Raw genomic sequence first — 20,524 nt, 5'->3', positions numbered from 1 at the left:
GCCGCACTCTACCCGCATCCGCGTGTCGATAAAGAGGCAATTCATCCAGTTGCGCGATCTCCGGTGATCTGAAACAAATCCCGGCGAAGCGGAGAAATCGGATGTCGGGCAAGAACTGGGATCGCGTGCCGATCGATGCGCAAAGTGTCGACGCTCCGCTGTCGCTTTCGGCGGTCTTTCTTGTCGTCACCGTCGCCAGTGGGCAGAGCGCGCTCGCTAGGGTTGCGTCGGTGCTCGGCAAACTCGACGACCTGGTCAAAAATGTCGGATTCCGCGACCTTTCCGGGCGGCTGTCGTGCATCGCCGGCATCGGCCGCGATCTCTGGGATCGTCTTTCTCCAGACCGGCGGCCGCTGGAACTGAAACCGTTCGCACCGATCAAGGGTGCCGTTCATTCGGCGCCTTCGACCGCCGGCGATCTCCTCTTCCACATCCGCTCCGAGCGACCCGATATGTGCTTCGAGTTCGAGCGCATCCTGCTCGACAATCTCGGTGACGGCGTAAGCGTCATCGATGAGGTTTCCGGCTTTCGCTATTTCGATGCGCGCGACCTGCTCGGCTTCGTCGACGGGACCGCCAACCCGACCGGCCTCGACTTGCCCGCCTCTGCGCTCATCGGCGATGAAGACGCCGACTTCGCCGGCGGCAGCTATGTCGTCGTCCAGAAATATCTCCACGACATGCAGGCCTGGGCGCGCATTCCGACGCCCGAGCAGGAAGCGATCATCGGCCGCACCAAGATCGACAACATCGAAATCGACGATGACGATGCGCCGCGCAAATCGCACAAGTCGCTGGCCACCATCGAGGATGCCGCCGGCAACGAGTACGATATTTTGCGCGACAACATGCCGTTTGGCAGGCCGGGGCAGAACGAGTTCGGCACCTACTTCATCGGCTATTCCAGATATCTTTGGGTCACCGAAAAAATGCTGCAGCGCATGTATATCGGCGAGCCGCCGGGCGCCTACGACCGCCTGCTCGATTTCTCCACACCGCACACCGGCACGACATTCTTCGCGCCAACCCGCCCCATGCTGCAGACGCTTGTCGAGGGCGGACAGGCGAAGCCTGCCGCACGGTAGGCAGGCGTCCTCAACGATTTCAGCCCGCGATCACCGCGAATTCAGCGTGCGTCGCGCTTTGCCTGTGCCACCTTGGCCGCCCTGCGCTGCCGGCCGAGTTCCATTGGCCGGACCAGATCCGGCGCCCTCTGGTTCGCCACCGGCCGCATACCCCTGCGCGCGGTGCGCGAGTTGAAGGCGGGGCCGTCCGATGCCGCCCCTTGCTTCATCACCAATGCCTTGCGCGCATTCTCGATCAGCGAAACGCTGGCGGCCAGTTGCCGGCGCCGCTCGGCCTCGCCATTCAGGCGCCGCATGGCCATGGCCAGCACCGCAAGCTTGAGCTGCGACCCGCCATCAGCCTTCGAAGGCGTAGCGCCCTTCGCCGCGCCCTTGCCCCGGATCTCACGCCGGCGGCGGTGTGCTTCGGTCTGCGCCTTGTCGCGCCGCTCCCGCAACAGCTTGACCAGGCCGGCAAGATCGGCGTCGGAGAGCTCCTGCACCGCCGGATGGTGAGACTTCTCCACCAGATCGTGTTCGTCGGCACTCAGCGCGCGCGCTTCTTCCTTGCGTGAAATCGCCATGGCATCCTCCTCCGCTGGCACGCCTGTTGGCTTCAGGCCCTGCTACCGGCCAAGCCTCGGCCCGAATGGTGGCGCGGTCAAGACTGGCCGCCTACGAACCTTGCGTCGGAAAATCGGTTAGTTTCCCGGCAAGATCTTGCCCGGGTTCATGATATCAAGCGGATCGAGCGCCTGCTTGATGGTGCGCATGATGTCGACGCCGTGGCCGAGCTCGTGGCGCAGGAAGCCGATCTTGCCCTGGCCGATGCCGTGCTCGCCGGTGCAGGTGCCGTCCATGGCGATGGCCCGCATGTTGAGCCGCGCGACGAATTTTTCCGACAGCGCGATCTCCTTGGGATCGTTCACATCCATCAGCACAAGCACGTGGAAATTGCCGTCGCCGGCATGGCCGACGATCGGCGCGATCAGGCCCATCTCGGCGATATCGGCCTCGGTTTCCATGACGCATTCGGCAAAGCGCGAGATCGGCACGCAGACATCGGTCGACAGCCCCTTGGCTCCCGGCCGCAGGGTCAGCGACGACCAGTAGGCGTCGTGCCTCGCCTTCCACAATTTGGTGCGCTCCTCGGCGACGCTGGTCCACAGGAACGGCCCGCCGCCATTTTCCTCCGCGATCATGCCGAAGGTTTCGGCCTGTTCGGCAACGCCGGCATCGCTACCATGAAACTCGACGAACAGGCACGGGCTCTCGGGATAGTCGAGCTTGGAATAATTCTTCATCGCCCGCATCTGCAAGGCGTTGACCAGTTCGATGCGCGCCACCGGGATGCCCATCTGGATCGTCGCGATGACCGCGTTGCAGGCCGCCTCGACGCTCGGAAACGGGCAGACGCCGCCGGAGATCGCCTGCGGGATGCCTTGCAGCTTCAAGGTCAGCGACGTGATGATGCCGAGCGTGCCTTCCGAGCCGACCAGCAGCCGCGTCAGATCATAGCCGGCCGAGCTCTTTTTCGCCCGCTTGCCGGTTGTCACCGTTTCGCCGTCGGCCATGACGGCGGTCAGCGACAGCACGTTCTCGCGCATCGTTCCGTAGCGCACCGCGTTGGTGCCGGAGGCCCGCGTTGCGGCCATGCCGCCCAGCGAGGCATTGGCGCCGGGATCGATCGGAAAGAACAGGCCGGTGTCGCGCAGATGCCGGTTCAAATCCTCACGGGTGACGCCGGGTTCGACCGTGCAGTCGAGATCCTGCGGATTGACCGCCAGGATACGGTTCATGCGCGATGTGTCGACCGATATGCCGCCGCCCGGTGCGTTGGTGTGACCCTCCAGCGAGGAGCCGACGCCGAAGGCGATCACCGGCACGCGGTGCGCCGCACAGGCGCGCACGATCTCCTGCACCTCGGCCGTCGTCTCGGGGAACGCAACGCCATCCGGTGCCTGCGTCGGAATGTAGGTGGTGGTATGTGCATGCTGCGAGCGGATCGCCTGGCCGGTCTGGAATCGCTCGCCGAGCTGCTGCTTGAGGATCCCGAGCACCGCAGCGATGCCTTCCTCGTTGCGTTCGACCGGGTTGAGGTCGCTCAGAGCCATGAATTCCTCCGCGAATGGACCAGCGTCCATGCTTGTTATGCGTCTATGGATGCGTAAAGCAATTCCAGGAAAAGTGTGAAGCGGTTTTCCGTCCGAAATTGCGTCAGAACAAATAGAGTCTCCGGAGCCACGCTCTGTCCAGCACCAGAACAAGGAAGTTTCGATGCCCATCCCCACTCCCTTCGTCTCGAAACCCATGGACATCGAGAAGGACTGGATCGACTACAACGGCCATCTCAACATGGCCTATTACAACGTGCTGTTCGACCGCTGCTCGGACGACGCCTTCGAGGCAATGGGCATGGGACCGAACTATGCCAGGGATCGCCGCCTCACCATCTACACCGCCGAAGTCCATGTCTGCTACGTGCAGGAGCTGCATCTCGAGCACAAGGTCACGGTCTCCTTCCAGCTCATCGACCATGACGACAAGCGGCTGCGGGCCTATCAGGAAATCCGCCATGTCGACGGCTGGCTGGCCGCGACTTCCGAATCGCTGTCGCTGCATGTCGACATGTCCGGGCCGAAGGTGGCGCCCTTCCCCGCCGATGTGCTGGCCAGGGTCGAAGACATGCGCGCCGCCCATTCGGCCCTGCCGATGCCGGAACGGGCCGGCCGCTCGATCGGCATCAAACGCAAATAGGGCGATGCCGACACGTCTCGTTTCCGGCTTCAAAGCCACACCGGCGATCTAAAATCGCAGAACCTTGCCATCGACCGGCGGCGGCGCTTGAAGCGGCGCGGCGCCCTCGTTAACCTTACCAAGGTTTTAACGGGAACAAGCCATTTGAGCCATTGCGCGACTCAGCGGGCCGGTCGAAAACGATCTGCATCGAGGTAGCGACACGGGCGGCGCGGCGCCGGTTCGAGGAAAGTGCATGAAAACCGACATCAAGGTCGAGGTGGACAGGTTGGCTGCCGATCCGCGCATCACCGACTACGATTTCTGGCGCTCGCTCAAGAACGTCAACAATGAGATCTTCCACATCGCCAACAACAACGAGCCGATCCCGTTCGACATGATCCGCTGGCGCGCCATCCTGAAACAGGCGCGCATGAAGCGCGGCCACGCATAAGGTCCTCGAACGGAACAATCCCCGCAGGTCAAGCCTGGCGCCTCAACGCCGCCAGGGCCGAACGCGCCACCACCGGCGAGGACTGGATGATCGCCGTGTTGGTCATCGCGTAGGGAATGATGCGGTCGATCACCCGCTCGAGGTCGACCACCGACCCGACATGCGCCAGCGCGATGAAACAATCCTCTCCGGTTACGCGGTCGCATTGCACGATCTCCGGCAGTTCGCGGATGATCTCGGCCACGACGGCCAACTGCCCCGGCACTGGCCGGATGCGCAGCCATGCCGACAGCGGCAGGCCGAGTGCCGTCGGGTTGATCCTAACCGAATAGGCCTCGATGACGCCGCTTTCCTGCAGCCGCTTGATGCGCTCGGCCACACTCGGTGCCGACAGGCCCACCGAGCGTGCCAGCTCCGCCGTGCTGGTGCGCGCGTCCTTTTCCAGCAGGCGCAGGATCTTCATGTCGGCGGCATCGAGATCGGCGCTTTCAGTTCGAAGGCGCTTCATGGAAAACTCCTTTATTCCGGGAGAAAGATAGCCGAAAGAGCTAATCATCATCTATATAAATAGGCAAATCTGCCTGCGATACTGATCCGGTGGATGATCAAACGCAAGCTCTCGCGGCGACCCCTGCCCCGGGCAACTTCACCCTGGGCAAGCTGACGGAAAAACTGCCGCCGCATGTCTGGTTCGGCGTCAGCGCCGTCTTCCACTATCTCGGGCCGGCCTTCGCCGTGCTGCTTTTCCCGCATGTCGGCGTGCTCGGCATGGCGTGGCTGCGCATCGCCACGGCAGCACTCATCTTCGCACCCCTGACCCGTCCATGGCGAAGCTTCGCACGCGCCGATCGCACGACGCGGCTGCTGTTGCTGGCCTTCGGCGCCTGTCTGGCGGTGATGAACTGTTCGTTCTACCTGGCGCTCGACCGACTGCCGATCTCGCTGGTGGCGGCGATCGAATTCGTCGGCATCATCGGCGTCGCGGCGATCGGCCTCAGGAGCACGCGCAATCTCGCCGCCCTTGCCATCGCCGTCGCCGGCACCTTGCTGCTCATCGATGTCAGATGGTCCGACGATCCCATCGGGCTGTTCTGGGCCATCCTCAACGGGGCGCTGTTTGTCGGTTACATCGTACTCGGCCATCGCGTCGCCGCTTCAGGCGCCGGCAGCGGCATCGCCGGCCTGGGTGCTGCCATGGCGATCGCCTTCATCGTCGTGCTGCCGATCGGCTTCACCGATGCGCTGCCGGCCTTTTTCTCACTGCCGCTGCTGCTCGCCGCCATCGGCGTCGGCATCTGCTCGTCGGTCATTCCTTACATCTGCGACCAGCTCGCCATGTCGCGGCTGCCACGCGCGAGCTTCGCGCTGATGCTGTCGCTGCTGCCGGTCACCGCGACGCTGATCGGCGTCGTCGTGCTGCGCCAGATTCCGAGTTTTATCGATTGCCTCGGCATTGCGCTGGTGGTCGCCGGCGTCGCCTTCCACAAGCCGGCATCGGCCGGCTAACTCCGGAGGCCTGATTCTCGGTACGAACTGCGACAGGAAGGCTCAAGATTGAACCAAATCGGCGTCTGATCCGTTGTCACCCGCGAAAATGGCTTGGAGTGACAGAATGGAATGGAAACGGACCAGGGAGCCTGCCGACGCATGGCACATGACGGACGATCTGCATGTCGAGCACGGCAAGGGCGATCCGTTCGCGGCGGCTATCCGCGCCACCCGCATGTCGATGATCATTACCGATCCCCGACAGCAGGACAATCCTATCGTGTTCGCCAATGACGCTTTCCTGCGACTGACCGGATATGAGCGTCATGAGGTTCTGGGCAGGAACTGCCGCTTCCTGCAGGGACCGAAGACCGACAAGGCCGCTGTCGAACAGATACGCGCGGCGATCGAGGATGAAACCGATGTCAGCGTCGATATCCTGAACTACCGCAGGGACGGCTCGACCTTCTGGAACGCGCTCTACATCAGCCCCGTTTCGAACGACAAAGGCGATTTGCAGTTCTTTTTCGCATCGCAGCTCGACGTCTCGGATCGCAAACAATCGGAGAGTCGCATCAACGCGGACAAGGACCGCTTCGAAAAGGCGGTGAAGGAACGCACCGCGGAACTGGAAGCCGCCCTCGAGGCGCAGACCACCTTGCTGCATGAGGTGGATCACCGGGTGAAAAACAACCTGCAGATGATCTCTTCCCTCATCATTATGCAGCGGCGGACCATACGGGACGAAGCGATCAGGCGTTCGTTGACCACCATGCTGGAGCGCATCGAAGCCCTGAGCACCGTGCATCGGCGGCTTTATCAGTCGAAGGACGTCAGCAAGTTCGATGTGGCGGATTTCGCCAAGGATCTGGTGACAGACCTGCTGACGGCGTCGGGGCGCTCTGAGATCAGTCCGGCTCTCGACCTGGAACCGATCGTCATTTCCGCGGAAAAGGCAACGCCCGTCGCTCTGATGGTCAACGAACTCGTCACCAATGCTCTCAAGCATGCCTTCAAGTCCAAGCCCGACGGAATGTCGGCCGGCCGCCTGGGCATCAAAATGAGCCAGCCCGACGGCCACTTGAATATCGAGGTGTCGGACGACGGCGTCGGCATGGCCGACGCCAACGGCGATGCCTCGTTCGGCATGCGGCTGATCAAATCGCTCGCCCGCCAGTTGCATGCCGAGATCGAATGGCGCGACACCGGCCCCGGCACGAAGGTCGTTATCTCGATCCCGAACGAACCTCAGGAAAAAGGGAATGTGTCATGATTGAGCCGCTCAAGGTCCTGATCATCGAGGACGAAGCGCTGCTGGCAATGGAGCTGGAGAGCCTTGTCGAGGACGCCGGCCACAGCGTCGTCGGCTGGGCGACCTCTCGGCGGAAGCCATGGCCATGGCGGATGCGACCGAAGCCGATATCGCCTTCGTCGACATCCATCTGAGTGACGGGCCGTCCGGCATCGACGTGGCCAAGTACATAGGCGAAAGGAAGAGTTCGACGGTGGTGTTCATGACCGCCAATCCGAAGCGCATCCCCGATCATTTCGCCGGCGCGATCGGCGTCATAGCCAAGCCTTACACGATGAACGGGCTGACGTCGGCGTTGCGGTACCTGCAGGAAGGCGTGCGCCGCCCGCCCCCCGTTTCGGCGCGGCCGGCCGGCTTCACCCTGTCGCCGGCCTTCGAAACCGCCTGGGCGCCGGCGGCATGACAGCTGAAGTCATTTCAGTTTTTCCCGAAGGAAGGCGATCGTTCTGCCCCAGGCGAGGTCAGCCGCCTTCTTGTCGTAGCGCGCCGCCGACGTATCGTTGTTGAAGGCGTGGTTGGCGCCTTCATAAACATAGACCGTGTAGTCGACATGCGCCGCGTCGAGTTCCTTCTTGAAGGCGTCGATGCCGGCATTGATGCGCTCGTCGAGTCCGCCATAGTGCAGCAGCAAGGCCGCCTTGATCTTGGATACATCGGCGGCCTTCGGCTGCATGCCGTAATAGGCAACGCCGGCACTGAGATCGGGCGCGTTGACGGCCAGCATGTTGACCGTGCCACCGCCCCAGCAGAAGCCGATAGCGCCGACCTTGCCGTTGCCGTCTTTGTCGCTCTTGAGGAAAGCGACGGTCGCAACACCGTCAGCGATGGTCTGCGCCGGATCGAGCTTGCCGAACATGTCGCGCGCCCTGTCTTCGTCGGTCGGCGTGCCGCCGAGCGGCGACAGAAAATCCGGCGCCAGCGCCACGAAGCCTTCCAGCGCCACGCGCCGCGCCACATCGCGGATATGCGGGTTGAGCCCCCTGTTCTCATGCACGACGATGACGGTACCGAGCTTGCCCGTCTGGTTCGCCGGCTTGACCAGATAGCCCTTCATCTCGCCGCTGCCGCCGCGGTAGCTGATGTCCTCGCCCTTCACGCGCGGATCGTTGTCGGCGACGATTCCTGCTTGCGCCGAATTTGCCGCCAGAAGAGGCGCGATCGCCGCCGCCGCCGCACCTGATCCGGCAAGCCGGGTCAACTGCTCCATGAACCGGCGGCGATCGAGCGTCAGATGCGTGTACTCGTCATAGGCGTCGATCATCGCCTGGGTGATGGTGGGCTTGGCGTCGGGTCTCGTCATGGATGGGCTCCTCTGCTTCGGGCTTCAATTCCCAGCTACATAGGGACCAAGCCGGCATCATCCAGTCGAGCACTCATCGCTGCCGTCGATTGCCTCAGGCGTATGCCGCCGGCCGCGTCCGGGCAGCAAAGCCGGTGCCCATGCGCGGCCGTGTCATCACTTTTTAGTCATTGGCGATAAATCCTGCTGGCGCTGCCACAATCGTGAAGGAAGGTGGCTATCGACGGTATCTTGACCGCGTGCCTCAGACCCAGAAGGAAGCGAGACCATGACCATGCCTTCCCCGATCCTCGCCAGCGCGGTCGTCCTTGCGGGGGCCGCCGCTTTGGCCCTACGCTCGATGGTTGTGAATGCAGGCAGACTATCGTTGATCAGGGTCCGCACTGAGCGGAACCGCAACACGAAAACCCAGGGTTGAGGTGACGCCATGAACGTCCAGGACATCGTCAACACCGTTTCGCAGAAGGCGGGCCTCGACCAGGCGACGACGGAGAAAGTCGTCGGCACCATTTTCTCGGTGCTCGAACACGAGGCGGAAGGCACCAGCGCCTCGGCGTTCTTCGCCAAAATCCCCGGCGCCGACGACCTCGCCCATCAATATGACGTCATGGCCGCCGCTCCGGCCGGCGGTGGCGGTTTTCTGTCGTCGTTGCAGGGCGCGCTTGGCGGCGTTCTCGGCGAGAAGGCCGGCGCGCTGATCAACGGCATCGCCGCGCTCAAGGCATCCGGGCTCGACATGGCGCAGATCCAGAAGGCCGGCGCGACGCTGATCCAGCAGGCCGAAGCCGCCGCCGGCCCCGACCTGACCAACAAGGTGCTCGGCTCGGTGCCCAGCCTGAAGGGTCATTTGGGGATTGGCTGATCGACAACGGGCCGATCGGAAGATTCCCGCCCCTCATCGCCCAGTCGGGCACTTTTCCCCGTCACTATGCGGGGAAAGGACACCGGCACAGATGAGGGGCGGCGCGACCTCTGAAAGATCGCGTCACCCTGTCGCCCCTACTTCGGCAGCGCGTAGGCCATCACATAGTCACCCGGCTTGGTGCCGACCGAACCGTGGCCGCCGGCGACGATGACCACGAACTGGCGGCCGTCGGCGACCGTATAGGTCATCGGCGTCGATTGCCCGCCGGCCGGCAGCCGCGCCTGCCACAGCTGCTTGCCCGATGTCAGGTCGTAGGCGCGCAGGTAGTCGTCGACTGCGGCCCCCAGGAAGGCGACGCCGCCGGCGGTGATCATCGGCCCGCCGATGCCGGGCACGCCGACCTTCAGCGGCAGCGGCAGCGGCGTCATATCGTAGACGGTGCCGTTGCGGTGCTTGTAGGCGATCTTGCCGGTCCTGAGATCGGCACCGGCGACATAGCCCCAGGGCGGCGCCTGGCAAGGAATGCCGAGCGGCGACAGGAACGGTCCCATCACCACCGCATAGGGCGCGCCCTCGTTGCGGTTCAGCCCCTGTTCGCTGCCCCGCCCTTCGTCCGGCGGCGGCACCTGATCGCGCGGGATCAACTGCGACTTGAACGCCAGATAGGTCGGCATGCCGAACAGCACCTGCCGGACCGGGTCGACGGCGACGCCACCCCAGTTGAAGGTGCCGAAATTGCCGGGGTAGATCAGCGAGCCCTGGACGGAAGGCGGCGTATAGCGACCCTCATAGCGCAGGCCCTGGAATTCGATCCGGCAGGCCAACTGGTCGAACATGGTGAGGCCCCACATGTCGGCGCCGGTCAGCGGCTTCGGCATGAAGGTGAGATCGGAGACCGGCTGCGTCGGCGATGTGTGGTCGCCTTCGATCGCGCCGCCGGGCGCCGGCACTTCGTTGACCGCGATGACCGGCTCACCGGTGCGGCGGTCGAGCACATACAGATCGCCCTGCTTGGTCGGTCCGACCAGCGCCGGCACCACCGTGCCGTCGGGTTTGGTGATGTCGATCAGGCTCGGCTGCGCCGGTACGTCCATGTCCCAGAGATCGTGGTGCACGGTCTGCCGCACCCATCGCACCTGTCCGGTGTTGAGGTCGAGCGCGGTGATCGACGACGAGAACTTCTCGACATTGGCACTGCGCCCGGCGCCGAGCTGATCCGGCGTCTGGTTGCCGAGCGGCACGTAGAGCAGGCCGAGCTTCTCGTCGGCGCTCGGCGTCGACCACATGTTGGGCGAGTTGGCGGTATATGTCTGGCCGGCCGGCAGCGGCGTCGTCTGGTCCGGATTGCCGGAATCCCAGTTCCACACCAGCGCGCCGGTGGCAGCGTCGTAGGCGCGGATGACGCCGGACGGCTCCTGCGTCGAATAATTGTCGTTGACCGCGCCGCCGACAATGATCTTGCCGCCTGAGATCAGCGGTGCCGAGGTCGAGTAATAATAGCCCGACTTCGGATAGGGCATGTTGGTCAGAAGGTTCAGCGTGCCGCCCTCGGCGAAAGCCGGGCAGATCTGCCCGTTGGCGGCGTCGAGCGCGATCAGCCGCGCGTCCGAGGTCGGCAGGTAGACGCGGGTCGCACAGGGCTGCCCGGCGGCGCCGGCGGCATCGGCGTAATAGGCCACGCCGCGGCAGGTCTGGTGCTGGCGGTCCTTGTCGAGCTTGACCTTGGGATCGAAGCGCCATTTCTCCTTGCCGCTCGCGGCATCGATGGCGATGGCGAAATTATGCGGCGTGCAGATGTAGAGCGTGTCGCCGATCTTCAGCGGCGTCACCTGATAGGTGGTCTCGCCGACATCGTCCGGTCCCTTCACGTCGCCGGTCTGGTAGGTCCAGGCAGGCTGCAGCTTGGCGACATTGTCCGGTGTGATCTGGTCGAGCGGCGAATAGCGCTGGCCGAACTGCGTGCGGCCGTAATAGTGCCACTCGCCGGCCGGCACGTCATTGCCGAGATTGGCGTTGGCGACCACCTTGTCGGTGCCGAGTTCGCCGGCAATGTCCTTCGGATCCGAAGTCATCGAATAACCGGCGACGGCCAGTGATGCCAGCACGGCAAGGATCAGCGGCGCGCGTGCGTCAGGGCCGACAAGACCCCGTCTCGCCCACGGCGTCAGCAGCCACAAAGCGAGAAGCACGATGACGCCGCCGCGAGGCCCGAGTTCCCACCAGTCGAAGCCGGTTTCCCAGACCGCCCAGGCCAGCGTGCCGAGCACGATCGCCGCGTAGAGCCACAGTGCGGTGGACCGGCGCCGGTAGAGCAGCCAGGCGGCGATCAGGAAGGCAAGGCCAGCAACGACATAGTACCAGCTGCCGCCCAGCATCGCCAGGCGGATGCCGCCGCCGCCGAGTGCCAGGCCGATGAGGAAAAGAATGAGGGAGGTGATGGTGACAGCCAAGATGATACTCCTTCGACTGTTGCGCTTTGCCACGCCAAGGACAGCCCGATGTCCCGTTCCTGCCCTGCGCACAGCTTTCTCCTGCCCGCCCCGCCTGTCAAGCTGGCCCACACGCCAAGGTGGCAATTCATCTTGCCTGCGGTCGGGTTATCGAGCAGTCTCCGTCGCAGCATCACCGTGGAGTAGACCGAGTCATGCCCTTCGTCTTTCCGCCATGGATGCGCATTGCCGGCGCGCTGTTCGGCTTCGTCGTGCTTATGGCTGGCAGTCAACCGGCGTCGGCACAAACGCTCGAGGAGATCAACAAGGCAAGCGGCTTCCACGAGATGCTGGCCGGCCTCGGCCCAAGCATAGTCGCCGGCATCAAATCCGTGCCGGGGCCGGAAAAAGTCAAGGAAGCCTTGTCCGCCGCCGCTGAAGGCGCTTTTGACGCTGACAGGATGGAGAAAGCCGTAGAGGCGCGGATGACGGGCCGGTTGCAGCCCGTCGATCTCACCGATCTGGCTGCTTTCTTCGATTCACCATTGGGCAGGCGGGTCACAGCCCTGGAGATCCAAGCGTCCGATCCGCAAGCCGTGGGGCGCAAGAAGATCGAAGGTCCAAAAATCCTTGGAGGACTTCAGGCGGGAGATCCGACACGGCTCGCGTTGTACCGGAAAATCGTCGACGATACCAGCGCCGTGGACATGGCTGAAGCGATCGCATTGAACATGGGCTATGCGATGGTTTCGGGAATGCTCGCGGCAGCCGGGCAGCCTTTATCGGATCAGCAGATAATGGTGCTGGTGCACAAGCAGGCCGGCAACCTTCGTGAAAAAGCCGAAAAGGGGATCATGGAAGGAAATGCTTTCGCCTATCGTGACTTGTCGCTCGACGATCTCAGGCTTTACGCGGCATTTCTCGCGTCCCCTGCGGGCAGCCATTACTACGACCGGATGCAGACGGCACTCGGCGCCGTGATGACCGATGAGGCGCGTTCGTTAGGGCAGCGATTTTTCGTCGCTCTCGGCTACCGCAAGGCCTGAACAGCCCGTACATCCTTGCCGCCAGCACTTTAGCGGAACAAAACGTAGACAGTTCTGGTCTTTCCCCACCGAATCACTACATTCGGGGGCGATGTCCGGCTTTTCCGAAGACATGCCCTTTTTCGACGAACCCAATGCGCGGCCCTCGGCCCCGTCGGGTATCGCCGCGCGCGCCATGGCTGCCCGCAGCGGACACAACAACGCACCCGACTATCTGAAGGGCCTCAACCCGGAGCAGCGGCTAGCTGTTGAAACAACGGAGGGTCCGGTTCTGGTGCTGGCCGGCGCCGGCACCGGCAAGACCCGCGTGCTCACCACCCGCATCGCCCACATCCTCGCCACCGGCAAGGCGTTTCCGTCGCAGATCCTCGCGGTGACCTTCACCAACAAGGCCGCGCGCGAGATGAAAATCCGCATCGGCGTGCTGATCGGCGAAGGCAATGTAGAGGGCATGCCATGGCTCGGCACCTTCCACTCGATTGGAGTGAAGCTGCTTCGCAGACATGCCGAACTCGCCGGTTTGCGCTCCGACTTCACCATCCTCGACACCGACGACGTCGTGCGGCTGATCAAGCAGTTGATCCAGGCCGAGGGGCTGGACGACAAGCGCTGGCCGGCCAAGCAGTTCGCCCAGATGATCGACGGCTGGAAGAACAAGGGGCAAGGCCCCGCCGACATTGCCGAGGGCGACGCGCGCGCCTTCGCCAACGGCAAGGGCCGCGAACTCTACAAGGCCTATCAGGAGCGACTGAAGACGCTGAACGCCTGCGATTTCGGCGACCTTCTGTGCCACCCGATCCGCATCTTCCGCGCCAATCCGGACGTGCTGAAGGAATACCATAAGCGCTTCAAGTACATCCTCGTCGACGAGTACCAGGACACCAACACCGCCCAGTACATGTGGCTGCGGCTGTTGGCGCAAAGGCCTCAAGGCAAGCCGATCTCCCCCCTTGAGGGGGAGATTGGGCGCTCTTCGGCCGAAACCCGCGCCACCGTAAACATCTGCTGCGTCGGCGATGACGACCAATCCATCTATGGCTGGCGCGGCGCCGAGGTCGACAACATCCTGCGTTTCGACAAGGATTTCCCCGGCGCCACCATCATCCGGCTGGAGCGCAACTACCGCTCGACCGCGCACATCCTTGGTGCCGCCTCCCACCTCATCGCTCACAATGAGGGCCGCTTCGGCAAGACGCTGTTCACGGATCGCAACGATCCCGAGGATGGCAAGGTCAATGTCCACGCCGCCTGGGATTCCGAAGAAGAAGCCCGCGCCATCGGTGAGACCATCGAGGCCTATCAGCGCCAGAAGCACAATCTCAACGACATGGCTATTCTTGTCCGTGCATCCTTCCAGATGCGGGCCTTCGAGGATCGCTTCATCACACTCGGCCTCAACTACCGCGTCATCGGTGGCCCGCGCTTCTACGAGCGCCTGGAAATCCGCGACGCCATGGCTTTCTTCCGTGTCGTCGCGCAAGGCGCCGACGACCTCGCTTTCGAACGCATCGTCAATGTGCCCAAGCGCGGCTTGGGCGAAGCCACCATCCGCCAGATCCACGACACCGCCCGTGCGCTGCGCATCCCTATGCTGGAGGCCGCCGCCAAGCTCGCCGAAAGCGACGAGTTGAAGCCGAAGCCGCGCGCTGCCTTGCGCGAAGTGGCGGCCAATTTCGAGCGCTGGCAGAAGGCGCTGGAAACCACGCCGCACACCGAACTCGCCGAGACCATTCTCGAAGAGAGCGGCTACACGGACATGTGGAAGAACGACCGCTCGGTCGAAGCCCCCGGCCGGCTGGAGAACCTGAAAGAGCTGATCCGCTCGATGGAGGAGTACGAATCGCTGCGCTCCTTCCTCGAGCACGTCGCGCTGGTCATGGACGCCGAACAGAATGCCGGGCTCGACGCCGTCTCGATCATGACGCTGCATTCGGCCAAGGGCCTCGAATTCGAGACCGTCTTCTTGCCCGGCTGGGAGGAAGGCCTGTTCCCGCATCAGCGCGCGCTCGACGAAGGCGGCCGCTCCGGGCTGGAGGAAGAGCGCCGCCTCGCCTATGTCGGCCTGACGCGGGCCAAGAAGAACCTGCATATCTGGTTTGTCTCCAACCGCCAGATCCATGGCCTATGGCAGTCGACGATCCCGTCGCGTTTCCTCGAGGAATTGCCGAACGCCCATGTCGAGGTCGCTGAAAGCGGCAACTCCTACGGCGGCTACGGCAATTCCTATGGCGGCGGTTCCTTTGCCTCCGGCCGCGGCGGCCAGGGCGCAGGACGGCAGAACCCCTATGGCGCCTCGCGCTTCGACAATGTCGGCGCCGACAGCGAAAAATCCGGCGCCTTCTCCAACACCTATGCGACGCCGGGCTGGCAGCGCGCGCAGGCCAACCGCACCGAGGCGACCGACCGCAACTGGGGCTCGCGCTCGGGCCACCAGGTCGAGCGCATCGGCTACGGCGAGACGGACAGCGGCTACGGCGCCGGCCGCACCTCGGTCAAGGGCCGCACCATCGACGGCGAGCTGGTCGCCAAATCCGTCTCCGACAAGCCGTCCGCCTTCAACGTCGGCGACCGTGTCTTCCACCAGAAATTCGGCAACGGCAACATCTCGGCCATCGAAGGCAACAAGCTGACCATCGACTTCGACAAAGCCGGCCAGAAACGCGTGCTGGATGGGTTTGTGGCTGCGGTGTGAAGATGGCGTTTTCCCCGCGGAAGCCTCACCTTCGTCATCCACGGGCGAAGCAAGGAGCGTAGCGTCGCGGCGCAGACCCGAGGATGACGAAGTGATTGATGTCTACGCCAATCGTCAAGGCATGCGGTCCGCCAACGAAACAGCCCCTCACCGATACCGCGCCTGATTCCATTTGTGCCCCAGCAGCGACAGGATGATGATCAGCCCGTTGAAGAACTGCACATAGAAACCGCTCAATCCCGCCGCCACGACGCCGGTCTGGATGAAGGACACGGTAACCGCGCCGATGGCGCCGCCGACGACGGTGCCGATGCCGCCCCAGGTCGGCGTGCCGCCGACGAACACCGAGGCCAGCACCGGCAGGAGATAGCCGTCACCGGCGGTCGGCCACCAGGTGAAGTTGATCATCACCGAGAAGGTGCCGGCGATCGCCGCACCGATGCCGACGAAGACGAACACTTTCACCCGCACGCGCTTGACGTCGATGCCCATCTGCTGGGCGCTGTCGGGATTGTCACCCACCACCCTCACCTGCGCGCCAAAACGATGGCGGTTATAGAGCATCGCCGACAGCACGACGAAGCCGATGGCCCAGAAGATCTGCACCGGAATGCCCAGGAGCTGGCTGGAGAAGATCGTGTAGGCCCAGCTGTCGCTGAGGCTGGTCAGCGCCATCGACTTGCCCTCGTTGATGATCTGGATCAGGCCGCGCAGCAGGAAATTCATGCCCAGCGTGGCGATCAACGACGACAGCCCGCCATAGACGACCAGCGAGCCTACGAGGAAGCCGAGCAGCATGCCGGTGACGAGTGCCGCGGCGATGCCGAGAAACGGATCGTAGCCGGCCTGCACGACCAGCGCGAAGACCCATGAGGCGAAGCCCATCGTTGCCGGAAACGACAGGTCGATCTCGCCGCAGGTGACGACGAAGACCAGCGGCACCACCACGAACAGCGCAACGGGGAGCGTCGTCAGCACCGAACGGTAGAGATACCAGGTGGTGAAAACGGTCGGGTTGGCGATCAGGAACACCGTCATCATGACGATGAACACGGCGAGCGTGCCGAGCGCGGCACGGTTGTCGAGGATGAAGCCGCGCATCCAGTGATCGGATGGGTGCCTCCATTCTTTCTGAGAACTGGGACGGGGAATGCCGGAGGACGGCTCGTGCAGGTCGGGCTCCATGGTCTTGCTCATCGTGCTCTCTGCTCCGCGTCGCCGGCATCGTGCAGCCCGGCCAATCCGCCGGGATGCGCGACCTCTTCCATGAAGTTGATGAGATCTTCGGCCGACTTGACCTCGCTGCGGTCGGTCGTCAGTGCAACCTTGCCGCGGTCCAGCACCACGAAGCGGTCGGCGATGTCGAAGACATGATGGATGTTGTGGCCGATGAACAGGATCGAGCGGCCGCTCGCCCGCACCTGGCGCACGAAATGGAATACCTTGGCGGTCTCGGTCAGCGACAGCGCCGTCGTCGGTTCGTCGAGGACGATCAGCTCGGCCTGCTTGTAGATGGCGCGGGCGATCGCCACGCCCTGGCGTTCGCCGCCCGAAAGCTGGCCGACGATCGACTGCGGCGTGAACACTTTCGAGGTGAAGCCGATCTCGCGCATCAGCCGGCTTGCCTCCTCGATCTCCTTGTTGACCCTGAGAAAGCCCATGAAGCCGGTCAGCTCGCGGCCCATGAAGATGTTGCGAACGATGGTCTGCTGCACGGCCAGCGCCCGGTCCTGGAACACCGTCTCGATGCCGGCCTCGCGCGAACGCGCCGCGCTCCACCCGGTCACCGGCTTACCACGCACGAGGATTTCGCCGCTGGTCGGCTTGACCACGCCCGAGAGAATCTTGATCAGCGTCGACTTGCCGGCGCCATTGTCACCGAGCAGGCCGACGACCTCGCCGCGGTCGACGCTGAGATTGACCCCGCCCAGCGCATAGACCTGGCCATAGGACTTGCTGATGTCGCGCAGTTCGATGAGGCGTTCGGCCATCGGATGCTCGCTTTCATTGTCTCGTGCCGGCGTCGTCGCCAGCGGTCCCGCCGGCCGGGGCCTGAGATCCCGGCCGGCGGCTTGGGAGGTCAGCGCAGCGCCTGCTTGGCGAGCTCGGCGACGATCTCGTAATTTTCGGGCGTGACGAAGCCGGCGCCGGTGTCGACATTCATCGGCGCCAGCCCCAGCACAACCTGCTGGCAGAGGCTGAGGATCGGCAGATAGCCCTGCAGGAACGGCTGCTGGTCGGCGGTCAATTGCACCCAGCCACCCTTGAAGCCCTCGACGATCTGCGGGCTGGTGTCGAAGCCGAAATTGAAGATCTCGCCCGCCTTGCGTCCGGCCGCCTGCATATAGGTCGAGACATTGCCGAGCATCTGCCCGCCGGGATAGCCGACCGCCTTGACGTCGGGATTGTTGAGCAGCGCCGCGGTGATCACCGGAATGGCCAGATTGGGATCGGACGCCCATTCGCCGCTCGGCGGTGAGGACAACTGGATGACCTCGACGCCGGCTTCCTTGAGCGCCGCCACCGTGCCACGTTCGCGCGCGCCGCGACTTTCGTTTTCGAACGGACCGATCATGATCGCCTTGTCGCCGGCCTTCAGCTTGCCCAGTTTGAACGCCTCGGCGCCGAGCGCGCGGCCCTGCTGTTCCTGCTGGGCGCCGACATAGCCGCCGCCGAACGCTTCCACCACCTTCGGCACAGGCACGTTCTGGTACATCATCTTGATGCCATCCTTGTGCGCCTGTTCGGCGAGCGGCATGATCGATGCGTCGCCCGGATGGCCCATCATGGCGATGCCGTTGGGCTTGACCGCGACGGCCTCGCGCAGTTGCTGAACCATCTTTTCGATGTCCCACTGGGAGAAGATGTAGTCGACCTTCGGCCCCAGATCGGCCTCTGCCTGCTTGGCGCCATTGTAGACGATGGTGCCGAAAGCATCGCCCTCGGCGCCGCCGACGAAGAAACGGATGTGGACGTCCTTGCACCATTTGGCGTCGAGCGCCTGCGCGGGCAAGGTGGAGATCGCAGCGGCAAGCACCGTGGCGGCGGCCACGACGGTCGAGCGCAGAACTGTCCTTCTCATCGTCATGCTCATGCACTTATCCTCCCTTTTTGTCCTCGCAAGCGAGGGGTTTCGACATTCGCTTCGGCAATGTGCGTTGCAGACATCCCGGCCGGCTCCTCCCGCCGGCCGATCCTCACATCGGGTTCGGCAGGTAGCTGGCCCCTCCCCGGCATTGTTTGAGATATTCCAGCGCCCGCACCTGGCCGGTGATCTCGAGGTCGCCGCGATAGACCGGGTCGTGCCAACCTTCGATATCGATGGCGCCCTTGTATCCGGCCAGCCGCAATTCGCTGATCACCCGCGTCCAGTCGCTGTCGCCGAAGCCCGGCGTTCGCATCTGCACGAAGGGCAGCCGGCCGAACACGCCATGCTCGCGGATGACATCCCAGCGCACCGTCGCGTCCTTGCCGTGGACGTGGAAGATGCGCGGCGCCCATTTGCGGATCTGCGGCATCGGATCGATCAGATAGACGAGCTGGTGGCAGGGCTCCCATTCCAGCCCGAGATTGTCGTCCGGCACTTCGTTGAACATCAGCTCCCAGGCGTCCGGATTGTGGGCGATGTTCCAGTCGCCGGCGGCCCAGTTGCCGTCCATCGCGCAGTTCTCGAAGGCGATGCGCACGCCCTTGTCGGCGGCGCGTCTGGCCAGTGGTCCCCAGACCTCCTTGAAGCGCGGCAGGCTGTCGGTCAGCTTCTTGCCGCGCAGGCGGCCGGTGAAGCCGCTGACCATCGAGGTGCCGAACAGATGCGCATTGTCGATGACCGTCTCCCAGGCCTTGAGCACGCCGCGATCGACCTCGCCGTCTTCCAGCGGATTGCCGAACACGCCGAGCGAGGACACGGTGACGTCGGCATCGCCGATCGCCTCGCGGATCTGGCCGGCCAGCCGCGGCAAATCCTTGCCGCCCAGCGTCTGCCAGAAGAAGGGCTGGATGCTCTCGAAGCCGAGCGGCAGGATCTGCTTGATGTAAGCCGCCGGGTCATCGAGATTGGCCCGCACCATGGTGCCGATCCGGATGTCGAGAAGCGGGTTCGGCGTCATTGTGCTTCCTCTGCGATTGTCACGCGGCGGCCGGTCTCGGCGCTTTCGATGGCGCCAAAAACCATGGCCAGGCTCTTGATGTTGTCGCCGCCGCGCGTTTCCGGCTCGGTGCCGGTCTCGATGGCGTGCATGAAATCCTGGAGAATGCCGAGATGGCCGCCGACGCGATCGGACGCATCGAGCGGCGGCACCTCGATCGGCTGGGTTTTGTCGAACATTCCCTCGCGGCCCGGCATCACTGCTTCTGCCCTCAAATCGTCATGACCGTCCCAGATGAGGCTGCCGCGCTCGGCAACGATGCGCCATGCACTTTCCCAACTGGTGCGGAAGCCGGCCGCGCACCAGCTGCCGGCGTAGGTGAAGACCTTGCCGTCGCCGAGATCGAAGACGGCGCTGGCCGAAGATCCCTGCCTGTACCAGGAACTGGCCGGCTCCCATTCCTGGCAATAGACGCCGGCCGGCTCGCCATTCACCATGTAGCGAGCGGCGTCGAAGGTGTGGATCGCCATGTCGAGCAGCAGCACATGGGCCATCTCCTCGCGAAAACCGCCGAAATGCGGCGCGACGAAGAAGTCGGCGTGGATGCTGGTCGGCGCACCGATGGCGCCGGAGTCCAGGAACCTCCGGATGCGCCTGACATTGGCGACATAGCGGCGGTTCTGCACGACCGCATGGATGCGCCCGGCGCGACGCGCGGCCTCGACGATGGCGCGCGCATTTTCCGGACTGTCGGCGAGCGGCTTTTCCGTCAGCAGATGGCAATTGTGCGCAAAGGCGGACAGCGCGACCGCGCGCCGGGCGGCGGGAACCACGACATCGAACACCGCTTGCGGTTTGATCTGATCGAGGACGGTATCGAGGCTGCTGCCGATGACGGCATTGGTGAGGCCGTATTCGTGCGCCCGCGCCCGTGCCCTGTCGGCATCGAGATCCACAAGGCCGACAATGGCGAGCCCGTCGACTTGCTGCGCGGCATCGAGCCACGCCTTGCTCATCGCTCCGCAGCCGACCAGGACGGCATTGATCATCCGG

The 20,524-nt window shown here is 63.9% G+C and carries 18 protein-coding genes and 1 pseudogene; 9 read left to right on the top strand and 10 right to left on the bottom strand.

Annotation, left to right across the window (positions count from 1 at the left end):
* Nucleotides 1–101: 101 nt before the first annotated feature.
* Nucleotides 102–1,085 carry a Dyp-type peroxidase gene (locus tag RPF88_RS04165; RefSeq protein ID WP_337121743.1) on the top strand — a complete coding sequence of 328 codons (984 nt, stop codon included), beginning with the start codon at nt 102–104 and terminating at the stop codon, nt 1,083–1,085.
* 41 nt (nt 1,086–1,126) lie between these two features.
* On the opposite strand, the gene RPF88_RS04160 is transcribed toward RPF88_RS04165, so the two are convergent.
* Nucleotides 1,127–1,648, bottom strand: a complete 522-nt coding sequence (locus RPF88_RS04160) for a hypothetical protein (protein WP_013531009.1) — start codon at nt 1,646–1,648, stop codon at nt 1,127–1,129.
* A gap of 117 nt (nt 1,649–1,765) precedes the next feature.
* Complete coding sequence (locus RPF88_RS04155) at nt 1,766–3,178, bottom strand: FAD-binding oxidoreductase (RefSeq protein ID WP_013531008.1); 1,413 nt, start codon at nt 3,176–3,178, stop codon at nt 1,766–1,768.
* 163 nt (nt 3,179–3,341) lie between these two features.
* On the opposite strand from RPF88_RS04155, the gene RPF88_RS04150 reads away from it, so the two are divergent.
* Together RPF88_RS04150 and RPF88_RS04145 are read left to right on the top strand one after the other, a co-directional pair.
* A complete protein-coding gene (locus RPF88_RS04150) occupies nt 3,342–3,821 on the top strand; it encodes a thioesterase family protein (RefSeq protein ID WP_013531007.1) in 480 nt (159 codons plus the stop codon).
* A gap of 235 nt (nt 3,822–4,056) precedes the next feature.
* Nucleotides 4,057–4,254 carry a hypothetical protein gene (locus tag RPF88_RS04145; protein ID WP_013531006.1) on the top strand — a complete coding sequence of 66 codons (198 nt, stop codon included), beginning with the start codon at nt 4,057–4,059 and terminating at the stop codon, nt 4,252–4,254.
* A 28-nt stretch (nt 4,255–4,282) separates the two neighbouring features.
* On the opposite strand, the gene RPF88_RS04140 is transcribed toward RPF88_RS04145, so the two are convergent.
* On the bottom strand, nt 4,283–4,762 hold the full coding sequence (locus RPF88_RS04140) for an Lrp/AsnC family transcriptional regulator (protein ID WP_013531005.1): 480 nt from the start codon (nt 4,760–4,762) through the stop codon (nt 4,283–4,285).
* Between the two features lie 89 nt (nt 4,763–4,851).
* Between RPF88_RS04140 and RPF88_RS04135 the strand changes: the two genes are divergently transcribed.
* From RPF88_RS04135 to RPF88_RS04125, 3 genes and pseudogenes are all read left to right on the top strand, one after another.
* Nucleotides 4,852–5,760 (top strand): EamA family transporter, encoded by a 909-nt coding sequence (locus tag RPF88_RS04135; protein WP_024501431.1) that lies wholly within the window; start codon nt 4,852–4,854, stop codon nt 5,758–5,760.
* 106 nt (nt 5,761–5,866) lie between these two features.
* A complete protein-coding gene (locus tag RPF88_RS04130) occupies nt 5,867–7,015 on the top strand; it encodes a histidine kinase dimerization/phosphoacceptor domain -containing protein (protein ID WP_027160613.1) in 1,149 nt (382 codons plus the stop codon).
* Nucleotides 7,012–7,457, top strand: a pseudogene (locus RPF88_RS04125) (response regulator). The gene RPF88_RS04130 and the pseudogene RPF88_RS04125 overlap by 4 nt, the downstream one beginning before the upstream one ends.
* A gap of 9 nt (nt 7,458–7,466) precedes the next feature.
* Here RPF88_RS04125 and RPF88_RS04120 read toward each other — a convergent pair.
* Nucleotides 7,467–8,354 (bottom strand): dienelactone hydrolase family protein, encoded by an 888-nt coding sequence (locus tag RPF88_RS04120; protein ID WP_063168288.1) that lies wholly within the window; start codon nt 8,352–8,354, stop codon nt 7,467–7,469.
* A gap of 427 nt (nt 8,355–8,781) precedes the next feature.
* Between RPF88_RS04120 and RPF88_RS04115 the strand changes: the two genes are divergently transcribed.
* Nucleotides 8,782–9,216, top strand: a complete 435-nt coding sequence (locus RPF88_RS04115) for a hypothetical protein (protein WP_013530999.1) — start codon at nt 8,782–8,784, stop codon at nt 9,214–9,216.
* Nucleotides 9,217–9,353: 137 nt separating this feature from the next.
* Here the strand turns inward: RPF88_RS04115 and RPF88_RS04110 are convergent, their stop codons facing one another.
* Nucleotides 9,354–11,669, bottom strand: a complete 2,316-nt coding sequence (locus RPF88_RS04110) for a glucose/quinate/shikimate family membrane-bound PQQ-dependent dehydrogenase (RefSeq protein WP_063168289.1) — start codon at nt 11,667–11,669, stop codon at nt 9,354–9,356.
* A 194-nt stretch (nt 11,670–11,863) separates the two neighbouring features.
* On the opposite strand from RPF88_RS04110, the gene RPF88_RS04105 reads away from it, so the two are divergent.
* Nucleotides 11,864–12,694 carry a DUF2059 domain-containing protein gene (locus tag RPF88_RS04105; protein ID WP_127366017.1) on the top strand — a complete coding sequence of 277 codons (831 nt, stop codon included), beginning with the start codon at nt 11,864–11,866 and terminating at the stop codon, nt 12,692–12,694.
* Nucleotides 12,695–12,785: 91 nt separating this feature from the next.
* Nucleotides 12,786–15,386, top strand: coding sequence for an ATP-dependent helicase (locus tag RPF88_RS04100; protein WP_024501437.1), 2,601 nt, complete (start codon nt 12,786–12,788; stop codon nt 15,384–15,386).
* Nucleotides 15,387–15,533: 147 nt separating this feature from the next.
* On the opposite strand, the gene RPF88_RS04095 is transcribed toward RPF88_RS04100, so the two are convergent.
* The 5 genes from RPF88_RS04095 to RPF88_RS04075 form a co-directional block, all read right to left on the bottom strand.
* Nucleotides 15,534–16,583, bottom strand: a complete 1,050-nt coding sequence (locus tag RPF88_RS04095; protein WP_027160618.1) for an ABC transporter permease — start codon at nt 16,581–16,583, stop codon at nt 15,534–15,536.
* Entirely contained in the window at nt 16,580–17,377 is a 798-nt protein-coding gene (locus tag RPF88_RS04090) for an ATP-binding cassette domain-containing protein (protein WP_013530993.1), read from the bottom strand. The genes RPF88_RS04095 and RPF88_RS04090 overlap by 4 nt, the downstream gene beginning before the upstream one ends.
* A gap of 89 nt (nt 17,378–17,466) precedes the next feature.
* Nucleotides 17,467–18,480: a substrate-binding domain-containing protein gene (locus RPF88_RS04085; protein WP_013530992.1), complete on the bottom strand. Its 1,014-nt coding sequence runs from the start codon at nt 18,478–18,480 to the stop codon at nt 17,467–17,469.
* A gap of 103 nt (nt 18,481–18,583) precedes the next feature.
* Nucleotides 18,584–19,492, bottom strand: a complete 909-nt coding sequence (locus RPF88_RS04080) for a sugar phosphate isomerase/epimerase family protein (RefSeq protein WP_013530991.1) — start codon at nt 19,490–19,492, stop codon at nt 18,584–18,586.
* Nucleotides 19,489–20,520, bottom strand: a complete 1,032-nt coding sequence (locus RPF88_RS04075) for a Gfo/Idh/MocA family protein (protein WP_027160620.1) — start codon at nt 20,518–20,520, stop codon at nt 19,489–19,491. The genes RPF88_RS04080 and RPF88_RS04075 overlap by 4 nt, the downstream gene beginning before the upstream one ends.
* Between the last annotated feature and the right edge of the window lie 4 nt (nt 20,521–20,524).

Source organism: Mesorhizobium sp. ISC11 (assembly GCF_037162595.1).
Classification (GTDB): Bacteria; Pseudomonadota; Alphaproteobacteria; order Rhizobiales; family Rhizobiaceae; genus Mesorhizobium; species Mesorhizobium ciceri.
The sequence above is the reverse complement of the archived record's forward strand: the minus strand, read 5'-3'. Positions and strand labels throughout refer to the sequence as shown.

Bases quoted from the DNA above. Each gene is read 5' to 3' on its own strand.
- RPF88_RS04090 (WP_013530993.1), bottom strand. From the start codon at position 17,377: ATGGCCGAACGCCTCATCGAACTGCGCGACATCAGCAAGTCCTATGGC.
- RPF88_RS04165 (WP_337121743.1), top strand. From the start codon at position 102: ATGTCGGGCAAGAACTGGGATCGCGTGCCGATCGATGCGCAAAGTGTC.
- RPF88_RS04130 (WP_027160613.1), top strand. From the start codon at position 5,867: ATGGAATGGAAACGGACCAGGGAGCCTGCCGACGCATGGCACATGACG.
- RPF88_RS04085 (WP_013530992.1), bottom strand. From the start codon at position 18,480: ATGAGCATGACGATGAGAAGGACAGTTCTGCGCTCGACCGTCGTGGCC.
- RPF88_RS04105 (WP_127366017.1), top strand. From the start codon at position 11,864: ATGCCCTTCGTCTTTCCGCCATGGATGCGCATTGCCGGCGCGCTGTTC.
- RPF88_RS04155 (WP_013531008.1), bottom strand. From the start codon at position 3,178: ATGGCTCTGAGCGACCTCAACCCGGTCGAACGCAACGAGGAAGGCATC.
- RPF88_RS04100 (WP_024501437.1), top strand. From the start codon at position 12,786: ATGTCCGGCTTTTCCGAAGACATGCCCTTTTTCGACGAACCCAATGCG.
- RPF88_RS04080 (WP_013530991.1), bottom strand. From the start codon at position 19,492: ATGACGCCGAACCCGCTTCTCGACATCCGGATCGGCACCATGGTGCGG.
- RPF88_RS04075 (WP_027160620.1), bottom strand. From the start codon at position 20,520: ATGATCAATGCCGTCCTGGTCGGCTGCGGAGCGATGAGCAAGGCGTGG.
- RPF88_RS04140 (WP_013531005.1), bottom strand. From the start codon at position 4,762: ATGAAGCGCCTTCGAACTGAAAGCGCCGATCTCGATGCCGCCGACATG.
- RPF88_RS04145 (WP_013531006.1), top strand. From the start codon at position 4,057: ATGAAAACCGACATCAAGGTCGAGGTGGACAGGTTGGCTGCCGATCCG.
- RPF88_RS04115 (WP_013530999.1), top strand. From the start codon at position 8,782: ATGAACGTCCAGGACATCGTCAACACCGTTTCGCAGAAGGCGGGCCTC.
- RPF88_RS04150 (WP_013531007.1), top strand. From the start codon at position 3,342: ATGCCCATCCCCACTCCCTTCGTCTCGAAACCCATGGACATCGAGAAG.
- RPF88_RS04160 (WP_013531009.1), bottom strand. From the start codon at position 1,648: ATGGCGATTTCACGCAAGGAAGAAGCGCGCGCGCTGAGTGCCGACGAA.
- RPF88_RS04120 (WP_063168288.1), bottom strand. From the start codon at position 8,354: ATGACGAGACCCGACGCCAAGCCCACCATCACCCAGGCGATGATCGAC.
- RPF88_RS04095 (WP_027160618.1), bottom strand. From the start codon at position 16,583: ATGAGCAAGACCATGGAGCCCGACCTGCACGAGCCGTCCTCCGGCATT.